Annotated in this window: 16 protein-coding genes; 14 read left to right on the top strand and 2 right to left on the bottom strand. The window is 71.1% G+C overall.

The window, feature by feature from the left end:
- Nucleotides 1-35: 35 nt before the first annotated feature.
- Genes IF12_RS0101355 through galK form a run of 4 tightly spaced genes read left to right on the top strand, consistent with a single transcriptional unit; the run spans nucleotide 36 to nucleotide 4,051 of the window.
- Nucleotides 36-848, top strand: a complete 813-nt coding sequence (locus IF12_RS0101355; RefSeq protein ID WP_035748140.1) for a DeoR/GlpR family DNA-binding transcription regulator — start codon at nucleotides 36-38, stop codon at nucleotides 846-848.
- On the top strand, nucleotides 845-1,939 hold the full coding sequence (gene galT, locus IF12_RS0101360; RefSeq protein WP_030144472.1) for a galactose-1-phosphate uridylyltransferase: 1,095 nt from the start codon (nucleotides 845-847) through the stop codon (nucleotides 1,937-1,939). Before IF12_RS0101355 ends, galT begins: the two co-directional genes overlap by 4 nt.
- On the top strand, nucleotides 1,936-2,907 hold the full coding sequence (galE, locus tag IF12_RS0101365) for a UDP-glucose 4-epimerase GalE (RefSeq protein WP_030144473.1): 972 nt from the start codon (nucleotides 1,936-1,938) through the stop codon (nucleotides 2,905-2,907). The genes galT and galE overlap by 4 nt, the downstream gene beginning before the upstream one ends.
- Nucleotides 2,894-4,051 (top strand): galactokinase, encoded by a 1,158-nt coding sequence (gene galK, locus IF12_RS0101370; RefSeq protein WP_035748011.1) that lies wholly within the window; start codon nucleotides 2,894-2,896, stop codon nucleotides 4,049-4,051. The genes galE and galK overlap by 14 nt, the downstream gene beginning before the upstream one ends.
- 1 nt (nucleotide 4,052) lies before the next feature.
- Here galK and IF12_RS0101375 read toward each other — a convergent pair whose 3' ends face one another.
- Nucleotides 4,053-4,232, bottom strand: a complete 180-nt coding sequence (locus IF12_RS0101375) for a hypothetical protein (RefSeq protein ID WP_030144475.1) — start codon at nucleotides 4,230-4,232, stop codon at nucleotides 4,053-4,055.
- 248 nt (nucleotides 4,233-4,480) lie between these two features.
- Between IF12_RS0101375 and IF12_RS0101380 the strand changes: the two genes are divergently transcribed.
- From IF12_RS0101380 to IF12_RS0101410, 7 genes are all read left to right on the top strand, one after another.
- Complete coding sequence (locus tag IF12_RS0101380) at nucleotides 4,481-4,828, top strand: hypothetical protein (RefSeq protein WP_030144476.1); 348 nt, start codon at nucleotides 4,481-4,483, stop codon at nucleotides 4,826-4,828.
- Between the two features lie 241 nt (nucleotides 4,829-5,069).
- Nucleotides 5,070-6,146 (top strand): BMP family protein, encoded by a 1,077-nt coding sequence (locus tag IF12_RS0101385; protein ID WP_081912898.1) that lies wholly within the window; start codon nucleotides 5,070-5,072, stop codon nucleotides 6,144-6,146.
- A gap of 46 nt (nucleotides 6,147-6,192) precedes the next feature.
- Nucleotides 6,193-7,842 carry an ABC transporter ATP-binding protein gene (locus IF12_RS0101390; RefSeq protein ID WP_051703826.1) on the top strand — a complete coding sequence of 550 codons (1,650 nt, stop codon included), beginning with the start codon at nucleotides 6,193-6,195 and terminating at the stop codon, nucleotides 7,840-7,842.
- Nucleotides 7,839-9,122, top strand: coding sequence for an ABC transporter permease (locus IF12_RS0101395; protein WP_030144479.1), 1,284 nt, complete (start codon nucleotides 7,839-7,841; stop codon nucleotides 9,120-9,122). Before IF12_RS0101390 ends, IF12_RS0101395 begins: the two co-directional genes overlap by 4 nt.
- 5 nt (nucleotides 9,123-9,127) lie before the next feature.
- Nucleotides 9,128-10,399 (top strand): ABC transporter permease, encoded by a 1,272-nt coding sequence (locus tag IF12_RS0101400; protein WP_030144480.1) that lies wholly within the window; start codon nucleotides 9,128-9,130, stop codon nucleotides 10,397-10,399.
- Entirely contained in the window at nucleotides 10,399-10,806 is a 408-nt protein-coding gene (locus IF12_RS0101405) for a cytidine deaminase (protein WP_030144481.1), read from the top strand. Before IF12_RS0101400 ends, IF12_RS0101405 begins: the two co-directional genes overlap by 1 nt.
- 53 nt (nucleotides 10,807-10,859) lie before the next feature.
- Nucleotides 10,860-12,137, top strand: a complete 1,278-nt coding sequence (locus IF12_RS0101410) for a thymidine phosphorylase (RefSeq protein WP_030144482.1) — start codon at nucleotides 10,860-10,862, stop codon at nucleotides 12,135-12,137.
- A gap of 50 nt (nucleotides 12,138-12,187) precedes the next feature.
- Here the strand turns inward: IF12_RS0101410 and IF12_RS22510 are convergent, their stop codons facing one another.
- The gene (locus tag IF12_RS22510) at nucleotides 12,188-13,114 is read right to left on the bottom strand and encodes a hypothetical protein (protein WP_035748012.1); all 927 of its coding nucleotides are present in this window, start codon (nucleotides 13,112-13,114) and stop codon (nucleotides 12,188-12,190) included.
- A 170-nt stretch (nucleotides 13,115-13,284) separates the two neighbouring features.
- On the opposite strand from IF12_RS22510, the gene IF12_RS0101420 reads away from it, so the two are divergent.
- From IF12_RS0101420 to IF12_RS0101430, 3 genes are all read left to right on the top strand, one after another.
- Nucleotides 13,285-13,869: a TIGR03086 family metal-binding protein gene (locus IF12_RS0101420; protein ID WP_030144483.1), complete on the top strand. Its 585-nt coding sequence runs from the start codon at nucleotides 13,285-13,287 to the stop codon at nucleotides 13,867-13,869.
- Between the two features lie 71 nt (nucleotides 13,870-13,940).
- A complete protein-coding gene (locus IF12_RS0101425) occupies nucleotides 13,941-14,636 on the top strand; it encodes an NADPH-dependent F420 reductase (protein ID WP_030144484.1) in 696 nt (231 codons plus the stop codon).
- Between the two features lie 55 nt (nucleotides 14,637-14,691).
- Nucleotides 14,692-15,462, top strand: a complete 771-nt coding sequence (locus IF12_RS0101430; RefSeq protein WP_030144485.1) for an SDR family oxidoreductase — start codon at nucleotides 14,692-14,694, stop codon at nucleotides 15,460-15,462.
- Nucleotides 15,463-15,744: the final 282 nt, after the last annotated feature.

Below are 15,744 nucleotides of genomic sequence, written 5' to 3' on the forward strand. Positions count from 1 at the left end.
AGCATTATGTGCTCGCGTATTTTATGGGAGGCGCCATGTTGGCGCAGCAGCGACAGAGCAGGATCGCCGAGCGCGTCCACCGGACCGGGGCGGTCCGCGTGGCCGAACTCGTCGAGGAGTTCGGCGTCTCGGACATGACCATCCGCCGCGACCTGGAGACCCTCGCCGAACGCGGTCTCGTCGCCAAGGTCCACGGCGGCGCGACCGCCGTCGACTTCGGCTCCACGGCCGAACCGGGCTTCGCCGTCAAGCAGGTCCGCCAGGAGGCGGAGAAGCAGGCCATCGCCGACGCCGCCGCGACGCTCGTCGGCCCCGGGCAGGCCATCGCCCTCTCGGCCGGGACCACCACGTGGACCCTCGCCCACCGCCTCACCGACGTCGCCGACCTCACCGTGGTCACCAACTCCGTGCCCGTCGCCGACGTCTTCTACCGCGCCGGCCGCAGCGACCAGACCGTCATCCTCACCGGCGGCGTCCGCACCCCCTCGGATGCCCTCGTCGGCCCCTTCGCCGTCGCCTCGCTCGAACGCGTCAACGTCGACACCGTCTTCCTCGGCGTCCACGGCATGTCCGAACGCGCGGGTTTCACCACCCCCAACCTCCTCGAGGCCGAGACCGTCTCCACCCTCGCCGGCAAGGGCCGGCGCCTCGTGGTCCTCGCCGACCACACCAAGTTCGACGTCGTCGGCATCGCCACCATCGCCGCGCTCGGCGACGCCGACGTCATCGTCACCGACTCCCTCCTCGACGAGGAGGCCCGGCGCGTGCTGGGCGACCATGCCGACCAGGTCGTGCTCGCGCCGGTGCCCGAAACCGGGGCCCGCACCACCACCGAGAAGAGACCATGACCGCCTTCCACACCGAGACCGGCAGCCTCGCCGACGGCCGCCAGGTCATCTACTTCAACTCCAGCCCCGACGCCGGGCGCGCCGGCTTCGCCGACAAGCGCGACCTCGGCGACCGCGTCAGCGCCGGCCAACTGCGCTACGACGTCCTGCGCGACGAATGGGTCGCCGTCTCCGCCGGGCGCAGCTCCCGCCCGACCCTCCCGGTCGCCTGCCCGCTGTGCCCCACCGACGGCGATGAGCTCACCGAGATCCCCGCCCCCGACTACGAGGTCGCCGTCTTCGAGAACCGCTTCCCCAGCTTCGGCGGCTTCGGCGAACCCGGGCCCCTCCCCCCTGCCGATCCCGGTACCGGCATGGCGGTCACCGCCCCCGCCTCAGGACGCTGCGAGGTCGTCTGCTTCTCGGACCAGCATGAGTCCTCCCTCGTGGACCTCAGCCCCGAACGGGTCGAACTCGTCGTCCGCGCCCTCGCCTCGCGCACCGCCGAGCTCTCCGCCCGCGGCGACATCGCCCAGGTCTTCTGCTTCGAGAACCGCGGCGTCGAGATCGGCGTGACCCTCCACCACCCCCACGGCCAGATCTACGGCTACCCCTACGTCACCCCGCAGACCCGCACCCACCTCGCCGCCGCCGCCCGCCACAAGCGGGCCACCGGCCGCGACCTGTTCGACGACATCATCGAGGCCGAGCGCCGCGGCCCCCGCGTCATCGCCGAGAACGACCACTGGATCGCCTTCACCCCCTTCGCTGCCCGCTGGCCCTTCGAGGTCCACCTCTACCCGCTCCAGCGCTTCGCCGACCTCGCCGAACTCACCGACGAGTCGATCGCCGCGTTCGCCCCGCTCTACCTCGACGTGCTGAAACGCTGCGACGTCGCCTTCCCGGGCGAGGCCATGCCGTACATGGCAGGCTGGCACCAGGCCCCCGTCGGCGAAGGACGCGAACTGGGGCGCCTGCGCCTGGAGGTCGTCTCGATCCGCCGCGGCGCGGGCAAGGTCAAGTTCCTGGCCTCCTCGGAGTCGGTCATGGGCGGATTCGTCAACGACCTCGGCCCCGAGACGGCCGCTGAGATCCTGAAGGAAGCACTGTGAAGTACCTCGTCACCGGCGGCGCCGGCTACATCGGATCGATCGTCGCCACGATGCTGCTCGAAGAAGGGCACGAGGTCGTCGTCCTCGACGACTGCTCGACCGGCGCCGCCGACCGCGTCCCCGCCGGAGCGACCCTCGTCCGCCGGCCCGTCCAAGAGGTCGCCGAGGTCCTCGACGGCACCTTCGACGGGGTGCTCCACTTCGCCGGGCTCATCGCCGCGGGCGAGTCCATGGAGAAGCCCGGCATCTACTGGGAGGCCAACACCACCGGCACCTTCGCCCTCCTCACCGCTATGCGCGCCGCCGGGGTCGGCACCCTCGTGTTCTCCTCCACCGCCGCCGTCTACGGCAACCCCACCGAGGTCCCCATCCGCGAGGACGCCGTCAAGGACCCCACCTCCACCTACGGCGCGACCAAGCTCGCCAGCGACATGGCCATCGCCTCGGCCGTTACCGCCCACGGCCTCGCCGCGGTCTCCCTGCGCTACTTCAACGTCGTCGGCGCCTACAAGGACAAGACCGGCACCTGGCACGGCGAGAACCACGAGCCCGAGACCCACATCATCCCGATCGCCTTCGACGCCGCCTCGGGCGCGCGCGAGTCCTTCGGCCTCTTCGGCGACGACTACCCGACCCCCGACGGCACCTGCGTGCGCGACTACATCCACGTCGCCGACCTCGCCGAGGCCCACCTGCTCGCCCTCAAGGCCGCCGAGTCGGGGCGGCACAAGATCTACAACCTCGGCAACGGCAACGGCTTCTCCAACAAGGAGGTCGTCGCCACCGTCAAGCGCGTCACCGGCGTCGACTTCCCCGTGAGCATCGGCCCGCGCCGCGCCGGCGACCCCGCCGAACTCGTCGCCTCCTCCGAGCGCGCCAAGACCGAACTGGGCTGGAAGCCCAGCCGCGACACCCTCGACCGCATGGTCGCCGACGCCTGGGAGTACTACCAGCATGCCCGCTCCTGACCCGCACGCCGCCCGCCTCGCCGAGTCCGCCGCCGCGGCCCACCGCGAGGTCTTCGGCGCCGAGCCCGAAGGCGCCTGGGCCGCGCCCGGCCGCGTGAACCTCATCGGCGAGCACACCGACTACAACGACGGCTTCGTGATGCCCTTCGCGCTGCCGTTCTACGCGGCGGTGGCCGTCTCCAGGTCCGAGACCTGGGAGTTCCACTCCACGTACGACGGCGGCTCGACCGTCCGCTCCGAGCGCCTCGACGGTCCCTCCGGGGAGCGCGTCGACGGCTGGGCGGCCTACCTCGCGGGCGTCGCCTGGGCGCTGAACGAGTCGGGCTACCCGGTCGGCCCGGTCCGCATCGCGCTCCACTCGGACGTGCCGCACGGCGCGGGACTGTCCTCTTCGGCCGCGCTCGAATGCGCGGCGCTGATCGCCCTCGCCGACCTCCACGGCCACGAGATCGACCGCGCCGAGGCCGCCCGCATCGCGCAGAAGGCCGAGAACGAGTACGTCGGCGCCCCCACCGGGGTGCTCGACCAGTCCGCCTCGCTGCTGTGCACCGCCGGGAACGTCATGTTCATGGACTGCCGCGACCTCTCCCGCGAGCAGGTCCCGTTCGACCTGGCGCCCGAGGGGCTGACGATGCTCGTCATCGACACGCGGGCCCCGCACCGCCACGCCGACGGCGAGTACGGCGCCCGCCGCGCCGACTGCGAGGAGGCCGCCAGGCTGCTGGGCGTGAGCCACCTGCGCGACGCCCCGGCCGACGCCGAACTGGCGGACGACCGGCTCAACCGCCGGATGCGCCACGTCCTGTCCGAGAACGCGCGGGTCAAGGCGACCGTGGCGATCCTCAAGGGAGGCAACGTTTCCGGTATCGGCGAACTGCTCACGGCCTCGCACGTGTCACTGCGCGACGACTACGAGGTCTCCTCGGTCGAGCTCGACTCCGCGGTGGACGCGGCGCTCGGCGCCGGCGCCCTCGGCGCCCGCATGACCGGCGGCGGCTTCGGCGGCAGCGCGATCGCCCTGGTCGAGGCCGACGCGGCCGCGAAGGTCGAAGCGGCCGTGGTCGAGGCGGCGGCCGGGGCCGGCCTGCCGGTCCCGCGGGTGTTCGTCGCCCGCGCCGCGGCCGGCGCGCACCGCGTGCACTAGGTCAGTACGTCGGCGGCCGGGACCCCCAGGTCCCGGCCGTCCTCGCGTCCGGCCCCCGCATCGTCGCGCGGTCGCACCACTCCTGCATGGCGAAGGCGCCGCAGAAGAACCACGAGAGCACGACCGCCGGCCGGCCCTCGCTCGGCATGGCCTTGAATCCGGACTCGGGCCGCTCGCTCATCGGGGGTGCTCCTGGGGTCGGGAGTGCGCGGGCCGCCCACGATAGCCCCGCCCGTCCACGGGCCCGGCCGCACCGGAGAGACCGCATTCCGGTCCTCGCTGCCGATGCGCATTCCCGGCCGCACTGCCAACGCGCACTCCCGATGCGGCACTCCCGATGCCACGGCGCATTCGCGGTGCCACTGTGACTGAAGTTCGCGACCGGCCGCTCACGCGCGTGCGGGCCGCGCCCTCTGCCATACTCCGGTCATGGAATTCGTCCACCTGCTGCTGCGCTACCTCCACCTGCTCGGCTTCGCCGCGATCTTCGGCGGCTGGCTGGTCTCGCTCCTCAAGCGCAAGTTCGACTTCAACGCCGCGATGCTCTACGGCGCGGCCGCCCAGCTCGCCACCGGCATCGTCCTCTACGGGCTCGCCAGCGCCGACGGCGACGCCAACCACGCCAAGCTCGGCGTCAAGTTCCTCTTCGCGCTGCTGCTCGCGGTCATGATCGCGATCCCGGTCTGGAAGAAGCGCGAGAAGGTCGCCGCGGGGCACTTCTACGCGACCGGCGCGCTCATCGCCGCGACCGCCGCGGTGGCCGTCTTCTGGCAGTAGCGGGTCTGGAAACGGTTACCGATTCCAGGCGCCCGCGCGCGCCGTTCACCCGCCGGTAACGGCCCGCGGGTGCCCGGAGCTGCAACCACGCCGTAGTCCAGGCGAAACACCAGTTCACCACTGGTCTCAGTCATAGGATGTTTCGGTAACGAAATCATCAAGGACAGTGTCAAAGGACCGCGACTGCGGCCATGATTAGGCGGGTATCGACTTACCCCCTTGGATTGTCAAAGGAGACCAGATGGCTGTCAAGCCGTTCAAGCTGGCCCTGGCGGGCTTCTCCGCCATCGGCCTCGCCGCCCTCGCCGCCTGCGGCGACGCGCCCACCGACGACGGCGGCGACGACAACAACGCCGAGGCGTCGTTCCACGCCTGCATGGTCACCGACTCCGGTGGCGTCGACGACAAGTCCTTCAACGAGTCCTCCTGGGCCGGCATGGAGGCCGCCGCCGACGAGAACTCCGACATCAAGGTCTCCTTCAAGGAGTCGGCCTCCGAGACCGACTACGACCCGAACCTCCAGTCCTCGGTCGACGACGGCTGCGACTTCATCGTCGGCGTCGGCGGCCTCATGACCGCGAACGTGGACACCATCGCCGAGGCCAACCCCGAGCTTCCCTTCGCCACGGTCGACGGCCTCTCGGCGATCGACAACGTCTACTCGGTCGAGTTCGACACCGCCCAGTCGGCCTTCCTCGCCGGCTACGTCGCGGCCGCGCAGACCGAGACGGGCACCGTCGCCACCTGGGGCGGCCTCCAGATCCCGCCGGTGACCATCTTCATGGACGGCTTCGCCGCGGGCATCGAGCAGCACAACGCCGACAAGGGCACCGAGGTCGAGCTCCTCGGCTGGGACGCCGAAGCGCAGGAGGGCACCTTCCTCAACAGCTTCGAGGACACCGCCGGCGGCAAGAGCACTTCGGACACGTTCATCCAGCAGGGCGCGGACATCATCTTCCCGGTCGCCGGCCCCGCGGGCCTGGGCGCTCTGACGGCCGCCCAGGAGAACGACGCGGTCTACGCGATCTGGGTCGACACCGACGGCTTCGAGTCCACCGAGTACGGCGCCGAGATCATCACCTCCGCCGAGAAGGGCCTGGCGAACGCCGTGCGCGACGCCGTGCTCGCCGCTTACGACGGCACCACCGGCGGCGAGTACGTCGGCACCTTGGAGAACGGCGGGGTGGCGCTGGCGCCGTTCCACGACTTCGACTCGGTCGTCTCGGACGAGACGAAGGCCGAGATCGAGGAGCTGACGCAGCAGATCATCGACGGCACCCTGGTCGTCGAGTCGCCGTCCAGCCCGAGCGCCGGCTAGCGCCGCACTCGGGTAGCACCGACACTCTGATCCAAAGGGACGTGCATTGCGACTCGAACTGAAGGGCCTGACGAAGAAGTTCGGCTCGTTCACCGCGGACGACGACATCGACCTGGTGGTCGAGCCCGGCCAGATCCACGCCGTCCTCGGCGAGAACGGCGCGGGCAAGTCGACGCTCATGAACATGCTCTACGGGATCTTGCAGCCGACCAGCGGCGAGATCCTCATCGACGGGGAGCCGGTGGACTTCTCCGACCCGGGCGAGGCGATCGCCGCGGGGATCGGGATGGTGCACCAGCACTTCAAGCTCGTCGGGCCCTTCAGCGTCGCCGACAATGTGCAGCTCGGCCGGGAGCACACCCGTTTCGCGGGGGTGCTCTCGGCCGGCGCGGCGCGCCGGGCCGTCCGCGACGTGTCCGAGCAGTACGGGCTGCACCTCGACCCGGACGCGATCTGCGAGGACCTGCCGGTCGGGGTCCAGCAGCGCGTCGAGATCGTCAAGGCCCTGTCGGGCCCGAAGACCGAGCTGCTCATCCTGGACGAGCCCACGGCGGTGCTCACGCCCGCCGAGATCACCGAGCTGCTCCAGATCATGCGCAACCTCGCCGAGGGCGGCACGTCGATCCTGTTCATCTCGCACAAGCTCAAAGAGGTCCAGGCCGTGGCCGACACCATCACGGTGATCCGCCGCGGCAAGGTCGTCGCCGAGCTGGAGCCCACGGCGTCTGAGTCCGAGATGGCCTCCGCGATGGTCGGCCGGGCCGTCTCGCTCCAGGTGGACAAGTCCGCTGCGGAGCCGGGCGAGCCGCGTCTGGAGGTCACCGACCTGACGGTGGTCACCGACGCGGGCGTGAAGGCCCTCGACGGGCTCGAACTGACCGTCCACGCCGGTGAGATCGTGGGCCTGGCGGGCGTGGAGGGCAACGGCCAGACCGAGCTGGCCCGCTCGATCCTCGGCCTCCTCAAGCCCGACGCCGGGCACATCGCGATCGACGGCGAGGACGTGCACGGCCGCAACCCGGCCCGGCGCATCAAGGCGGGCCTGGGCTACATCCCCGAGGACCGCGGCCGCGACGGCCTGGTCGCGGAGTTCTCGGTCGCCGAGAACCTGGTGCTCAACCAGTACCGCGACGCCCCGTTCGCGAGCAGCGGCGTGGTCAACGCCTCCGCGGTGGACCGCCGAGCGGTGGACTCGATCGCCGAGTTCGACATCCGCACCCAGTCTCCGGACGAGTCCGCCTCGTCGCTGTCGGGCGGCAACCAGCAGAAGGTCATCATCGCCCGCGAGTTCTCCCGGCCCCGCCGGTTCCTCGTGGCGGCGCAGCCGACCCGCGGCGTGGACGTCGGCGCCACCCAGTTCATCCACTCCCGGCTCGTCGCCGAGCGCGACACCGGGACCGGGATCCTGCTCATCTCGTCCGAACTGGACGAGATCTACGCCCTGGCCGACCGCATCGCCGTGATCTACAACGGCCGCATCGTCGGCGAGGTCGACCCCGACACCCCGCGCGAGGTGATCGGCCGCCTCATGGTCGGCGGCCGCCTCGACGACGAGACTGACACGGCCGACGACGAAGCCGACAGCGGCCCGGAGGCCGCCGCCGTCGTGAACGACGCCGAGGTCGAGACCGAGACCGAGACCGATGTCGAGACCAGCACCGAAACCGACGAGGACGCCAATGGAGGTGACCGTTGAGCACGGAGACCGAGACCCCGGCCCCCGAGCAGCCCGAGTCGGCTGAGACCACCGAGCCGAGGCCCAACTTCATGCGGCTCTTCGGCCGCTACCTGATCGAGGCGAACTCGGTCATGGTCACCATCTACTCGCTGGTGATGGCGTTCTTCATCGGCGCGGTCCTGCTCATCGTCTCTGACGAGGGCGTCCGCTCCACCTGGACCTACTTCTTCGCGCGCCCCCAGGACGCCCTGTCCGCCTCCTGGAACCTCGTCTACGACTCCTACCTGGCCCTGTTCCAAGGCGCGATCCTCAACCTGAACACCCTGGAGGCCTTCCGCGCCGGGGACGTCGAGTTCGGGAACCTCCTGCGGCCCCTCTCCGAGACGCTCCTCAACGCGACCCCGCTGATCTTCACCGGCCTAGCCGTCGGCCTCGCCTTCCGCGCGGGCCTGTTCAACATCGGCGCCCAGGGCCAGATGATCTTCGGGATGCTCGGCGCCCTCGTCATCGGCTTCACCCTCAACCTCCCGGCCGCGATCCACCTGCCGCTCGCGGTCATCGCCGGCGCGGTCGCCGGCGGCATCTTCGGCGCCGTCCCCGGCGTCCTCAAGGCCACCACCGGGGCGCACGAGGTCATCTCTTCGATCATGCTCAACAACATCGCCGCGCTGTTCCTGGTGTGGGCGATCGGGTCCCAGTTCCTCCACTCGGAGACCAAGTCCGAACTGGTCACCAAGCCCGTCAACGAGACGGCGACCCTCCCGACCCTGCTCTCCTCGTTCAACCCGAGCCTGCGGGTCAACCTCGCGCTCCTCCTCGGCGTCGCCGCCGCGGTCTTCGTGTGGTGGCTGCTGTCGAAGTCCACCTTCGGGTTCCGCATCCGCGCCGTCGGCTTCAACGAGCACGCCTCCGCGACCGCAGGGATGCGCATCGGCGCGACCTACACGACCACCATGGCCGCCGCGGGCGCCCTCGCCGGGCTCGCCGGCGCGGCCCTGTCGCTCGGCGTCGGCGCCTCGGGCATCACCACCAACACCGCGCTGGAGTACGGCTTCGACGGCATCACCGTCGCCCTCCTGGGCCGCGCCAAGCCCGGCGGCATCGTCGCGGCCGCGATCCTGTTCGGCGCGCTCAAGGCCGGGTCGCTCTCGGCCCAGCCGGCCGTCCCGGTCGACATCTCGATCCTGCTCCAGGCGATCATCGTGCTCTTCATCGCCGCGCCCGCACTGGTCAAGGCGATCCTGCACCTGAGGGCCCCGCGCGGCGGCCTGGTCACCCTCGAAGCGAAAGGCTGGTGAGCCCCATGGCATCGGACACCATGACCGCACCGCCGCTCGTCGACGAGACCAAACCGGTCCGCCACCTCCTGGCGGGCGTCGTCTTCCTGGTCCTGGCCGTCGCCGTCCGCGCCGCCGTCTCCCTGGTCGGCATCGGCGAGAGCGCCACCGTGGCCTTCGACCGCACGCTCACCGACTTCTCCTGGACCCTCCCGAGCGACCCGGTCGTCGCCTTCCTCAACCTCGTCGTGGTCGGCCTGGCGATCTGGATGATCGTCGGACTCCCGCAGCGCTGGTTCAAGATCGCCACCGCCGCGGCCGTCACCGCCGTCGTCCTGTCGCTCCTGATCTGGAACTACTCCCAGCCCGGCACCGTCTTCCGGGCCGAGTCGATCCTCGCCGGTGCCCTGTTCCTGTCGATGCCGTACCTGTTCGGCGCCTTCTCGGGCGTCGTCTGCGAACGCTCGGGCGTCATCAACATCGGCATCGAGGGCCAGTTCCTCATGGGCGCCTTCACCGGGGTCCTGGTCGCCAACATCACCGGGAACGTCTACGCCGGCATGGTCGGCGCGATGCTCGCCGGTTCCCTCTCGACCATGCTGCTGGCCCTCCTCGCCACCAAGTACCAGGTCAACCAGGTCGTCGTCGGCGTCATCCTCAACCTCCTCGCCCTCGGCTTCACCAGCTTCATGTACGACCAGTTGAAGAAGGCCGAGGGCCTCAACTCCGCGTACTCGGTCAAGACCATCACCTGGGGCCCGCTCACCGACATCCCGATCCTCGGCCCGGTCCTGTTCCAGCAGAAGGTCTTCGTGTACGTCGGCATCGCCATGGTCGCCGTCGTCTGGTTCCTGCTCTATCGCACCCGCTGGGGCCTGCGCACCCGCGCGGTCGGCGAGCACCCCGCCGCCGCCGACTCCATGGGCGTCAACGTCAACCGCCTCCGCTTCTGGAACGTCACCGTCGCGGGCCTCCTCTCCGGCTTCGGCGGCGCCTGGTTCACCATCGCGAACTCGCTCGCCTTCGGCAAGAACATGACCGCCGGGCTCGGGTTCGTCGCGCTCGCGGTCATGATCGTCGGCCGCTGGAACCCCCTCGGGGTCCTCGCCGGGGCGCTCATCTTCGGCTTCACCACGCAGGTCGCGCGCGACCTCGACGCCGCGGGCGCCTCGATCGTCCCCGGCGAGTTCCTCCAGATGCTCCCGTACGCGGTCACCCTCGTGGTCGTGGCCGGCCTCATCGGCAGGGCCAAGGCCCCCGCGGCCGACGGCGTGCCCTACAACCCGGGGGACAAGTAGTGGGCTCCGGCGCCGCGCCCGTCGACTGGGAGACGCTGCGCCGCACCGCGAGGGAGGCCATGCGCCACGCGTACGTGCCCTACTCGAAGTACCCCGTGGGCGTTGCCGGACTCGTCGACGACGGCCGGATCGTCTCCGGCTGCAACGTCGAGAACGCCTCCTACGGGCTGACGCTCTGCGCCGAATGCGGCATGGTCTCGGACCTGGCCGTCTCCGGCGGCGGCCGACTGGTCGCGGTCGCCTGCGTCGACGGCGCGGGCGAACCCCTCACCCCCTGCGGCCGGTGCCGCCAACTGCTCTTCGAGCACGGCGGCCCCGAATGCCTCGTGGACGACCGGCCCGGACCGACCACCGTGGGCGCACTGCTGCCCGGCGCGTTCGGGCCCGACCACCTGGCGCAGGACTGAAAACGAGGCGCGGCCCCGATCGGGCCGCGCCCAGGACGAGTGAGGGAACGCCCATGATCACCGCTGTCGACGTCATCCGCGCCAAGAGGGACGGCGGCGAGCTCTCGACCGCCCAGATCGACTGGGTCATCGACGCCTACACCAAGGGCGAGGTCGCCGACGAGCAGATGTCCGCCCTGGCCATGGCGATCTTCCTCAACGGCGCGCGGCCGCGCGAGATCGCCGACTGGACCGCCGCGATGATCCGCTCGGGGATCACCCTCGACCTCGCCGCCGTCGGCAGGCCCTGCGTCGACAAGCACTCCACCGGCGGCGTCGGCGACAAGATCACGCTGCCGCTGGCCCCGCTCGTCGCCGTCTTCGATGTCGCCGTCCCGCAGCTCTCGGGCCGGGGCCTGGGCCACACCGGCGGCACCCTCGACAAGCTCGAAGCGATCCCGGGCCTCCAGGTCGACCTGACCGAGGGCCGGGTTCTCCAGCAGCTCAAGGACATCGGCGCGGTCATCTGCGCGGCCACCGGCGACCTCGCCCCCGCCGACAAGAAGCTCTACGCCCTGCGCGACATCACCTCCACAGTGGAGTCGATCCCGCTCATCGCCTCCTCCATCATGTGCAAGAAGATCGCCGAGGGCGCGGACGCGATCGTGCTCGACGTCAAGGTCGGCTCCGGCGCCTTCATGAAGGAGTTCGGGCAGGCCCGCGAACTCGCCGAGACCATGGTCCGCCTCGGCTCCGACCACGGCGTCGACACCCGCGCCCTGCTCACCGACATGTCGATCCCCTTGGGCCGCACCGCCGGCAACGCCCTCGAAGTGCGCGAGTCCGTGGAAGTCCTCTCCGGCGGGGGACCGGCCGACGTGGTCGAGCTGACCGTGGCCCTCGCCGAGGAGATGCTCGCCGCCGCGGGCAGGCCCGACGCCGACCCGGCCGCCGCGCTGCGCGACGGCCGCGCGATGGACGTGTGGCGCAAGATGATCGCCGCCCAAGGCGGCGAGGTCGACGCGGCGCTGCCGACCGCCCGCGAGAGCGAGGAGGTCACCGCCGACGCCGACGGGTTCGTGTCCGAGATGGACGCCTACGCCGTGGGCGTCGCCGCCTGGCGCCTCGGCGCGGGCCGCGAACGCCAGGGCCAGCCGGTGCAGGCGGGCGCGGGCGTCGAGATCCTCAAGACCGTGGGGGAGAAGGTCACGGCGGGCGAGGCGGTCTTCCGCCTCCACACCGACACGCCCGAGCGCTTCGCCGCCGCCAAGGAGAGCCTCGCCGGTCGGTGGACGGTCGGCGCCGAGCCCGCCGCGCGCGGACCGATCGTCCTCGACCGCGTCACCGCCTGACCGGGCACCGCGGAAGGCCCGGCCTTCCGCAGGCCGCAGGCGAGTCCGACCTACTTGAGCCGGCGGCGCCAGTCCGGGACGAGGACCTCGATGCGGGTCTTGCGCGAGCCGTTCCACTCGGTGCGGAGCCCGTGCTCGCCGAGGACCTTCACGATCTCCTCGCCGATCGACTCGACGTCCTCAGTGGCGTCCGACCGCGAGCCGTACGAGAGGTGCACGGCGCCCTGCGGGGCGTACTCGGTGTCCTGCATGTGGAAGAACGCGTAACCGCGGGTCGCGTCGTCGGCCTCGCCCCAGATCTCGGTGGTGCCGCAGTTCTGGCAGCACGCGAAGTTCTCCCGGGCGACGATGCCCCGGCCGTCGAGGTCGGCGAAGGCCGCGGTGAGCCGGTCGCAGTCGCTGGCGCCCCAGGCGGCCTGCGCGGCGACGCGTTCGCGCCACAGCGGCGCGGCGATCGCCTGCGCCTGCGCCGAGGACAGCCGCGGGTCGGAGTCGGACAGCTCGTGCAGGGCATCGACCAGCTCGTCGAATTCGAGGTAGCCCTCGTCGATGAACCGCTGCGCCTGCCCGCTCGCCCAGGCGGCCGCCTCCGGATCGGGCTCGGGCGGGTCGGCCGGGTTCCACCATCCGGCCCGCTCCCACGCGTGGTCGCCCTGCCAGCCGGGTTCGTTCGCGGCCCAGGCGAGGAACAGCCCGGGCGCGGCCTCGGCGGGCACCGTCGCCTCCTGCCACGGATCGTCGCCGGTCCGGAAGGAGACCAGGAGCGTGCCGGGCGCGTCGCCGAGCCCGGCCTGGAGGCTGTCGTGGGGCATGTGGGGGATTCGCAGCAGCACGATGAACTGCGAGCCCTCCTGCCCGATCGCTCGCACCCGGGAGGCGAGTTCCGCCGCGCTGGGATGCTCGATGGTGCGGTTCTTGTCGTCGTAGCCGCGGACGGGCAGGGAACCGGCCGGGACGCGCGTGGGGGATTCGTCCATGGGCGAACCCTACGACAGGCGGTCCACGGCGGCTCCGAACGCCGCCGTGAGCGCGACGGCCGTCATCCTCGGGCCGGAAAAACCCGGACGCTAACGGAATGGAATATTCCCTTCTGTTAAGCTTGCATCATCGAGCGAGCGACCCGCCCGCCGGAACGAAGGAGCACGACATGACCACCGAATGGAACCTGCTGAACGAGGCCCACACCGCGCTGCTCGGCGCGGTCCAAGGCGTCGGCGACGCCGAGTGGGACCTGCCCACCCCGTGCGAGCACTGGACCGTCACGCAGGTCCTCCAGCACGCGGCGGGCGACCAGGTCGGTTTCGCCGCCGCCATCACCGGCGGCGCGGGCCCGGCCGAGAACCCGTTCGCCCCCTCGGGCCGGCTCGACGCCGACCCGGTCGAGCACGTCAAGGCCGCGATCACCGCCGCCGCCGAGGCCTGGGGCACCGTCGCCGCGGACGCCGCCGAGGTGCCGGTCCCGGTTCCGCCGAACCTGCTCGACGCCGCGACCGGCTCGGGAGCCTGCGCGCTCGACGCGGCCGTCCACGCCTGGGACATCGCCCGGGCAACCGGCCAGGAACAGCCGCTCACTCCCTGGGCCGCAAGGGAACTGCTCGAAGTCGCGAAGCGGATCGTGGAGCCGCTGCGGAACTTCGGGGCCTACGCGCCGGCCCTCGCGCCGCAGGAGGGCGACGACGAGGCCGCGGCGCTCCTGCGCTACCTGGGCCGCGACCCCGAATGGGCCGCCTGAGCCCTGACGGGTGCCGATACACACTGCCGAAAAGCGGAATTCCCGCCCGAACCGGGTGGTTGCACCTGGGTATGAGCACCATCGGATTGATCGGCAGCGGCAAGATCGGCGGCGCCGTCGCGCGCCTGGCGGTGGCCGCGGGCTACGACGTCGTACTGAGCAACCGGCGCGGACCGGATTCCCTGGCCGACCTGGTCGCGGAACTGGGACCGAAGGCCAGGGCCGCCACGCCCGCCGAGGCCGCCGCCGCGGGGGACCTGGTCGTGGTCACCGTCCCCCTCCACGCCTACAAGAGCGTCCCGGTCGAGGAGCTGCGCGGCAAGACCGTCATCGACACCAACAACTACTACCCCGAGCGCGACGGCCGCATCCCCGAGCTCGACGCCGAGACCACCACGGTCAGCGAACTGCTCCAGGCGCACCTGCCCGAGTCGCACGTGGTGAAGGCCTTCAACAACATCTACTTCGACCACATCGGCGAGCTGGCCCGCCCGACCGGCAGCGCCGAGCGCTCGGTCCTCGCGATCGCCGGGGACGACGCCGCCGCGAAGCGCGCGGTCAGCGACTTCCTCGACGCGGTCGGGTACGACGCCTACGACGTGGGCCCGCTGTCCGAAGGCTGGCGCTACCAGCGCGACACCGCCGCCTACGTGCTGTACTTCGCGACGCCGCCGAGCAAGGAGAACGGTCTCGGCCACGGCCGCCAGGTCACCGCGTCCTTCCTCCAGGAACGCCTGGACGCCGCGAAGCGCTACAGCGAGATGTGAACGCGGCCTTGACCGGCCGCGGTCGGCTCGCGCATCGGCTCGATACACTCGGCCGATGCGCGAGCGGCAACCGCAACCTTCGGCCCTGATCACCGGCGCCGCATCGGGAATCGGCGCGGCGTTCGCCAGAGCGCTTGCGGCCGAGGGCTACCGGCTCGTGCTCGTGGACTGCGACGGCGAAGGCCTCGAGCGCGCCGCCGCGTCGCTGCCCGCGGACTGCGAGACGCTGACCGCCGACCTCACGGTGGAAGCGGACCTCGCCCGGATCGAGCGCCGCTGCGGCGAAGGCCTCGACCTGCTGGTGAACAACGCCGGATTCGGCCACCCGACCCGGTTCCTCGCGACCCCGCCGGAGGCCGAGACCGCGATGCTGCGGCTGCACACCGAGGCCGTGCTCCGATTGACGCTCGCCGCGCTGCCATCGATGGTCGAGCGCCGTCGAGGCGGCGTCATCAACCTCGCCTCCGTGCTCGGGTTCTTCCCCAGTTCGACCTACTCGGCCAGCAAGGCGTGGGTGATCAACTTCAGCCGGTCGACGGCGGTGAAGATGCGCGGGCACGAGGTCGCCGTCATGGCGCTGTGCCCCGGATTCACGCGCACCGAATTCCACGACAGCGCCCGGATGAACATGAGCGGCGTCCCCGGCTTCCTGTGGCTCGAAGCCGAAGTGCTCGTCGCGAAAGCGCTGCGGGACTGGCGGAGGCGCCGGTCCGTCAGCATCCCCGGTTGGCAGTACAAGGTCATCGCCACGCTCGCGCGGCACCTGCCGATGGCGCTGATCGACCGCATCCTCACCCACAGCGGCAAGCGGTCGGTAGTCGACTGATCAGCGCTCGGGGAAAGCGGCCCCGGTGAGCGTTTCGGAGATCTCCCGGAGACGGTGAAGACTTCCGTACTCGAACCCGAGGCGCTGGCTTACCCGGACCGGGTTAGTTCTCCGCTCGCTTACACACTCCCGTGCCGGGCAACGCGAACGCGGAGAAGGCGATGGAACCCGCCTGCGGGCGGCTCGCCGATCCGGACCGGGTCCGTTCTCCGCTCGCCCACACCCCACGCCCGGCAACGCGAACGCGGAGCGACCACCGCCCCTCCCGCTCACCGAACCCCG

Origin of the sequence: Glycomyces sp. NRRL B-16210 (genome assembly GCF_000719515.1) — a bacterium.
Lineage (GTDB): Bacteria > Actinomycetota > Actinomycetes > Mycobacteriales > Micromonosporaceae > Glycomyces.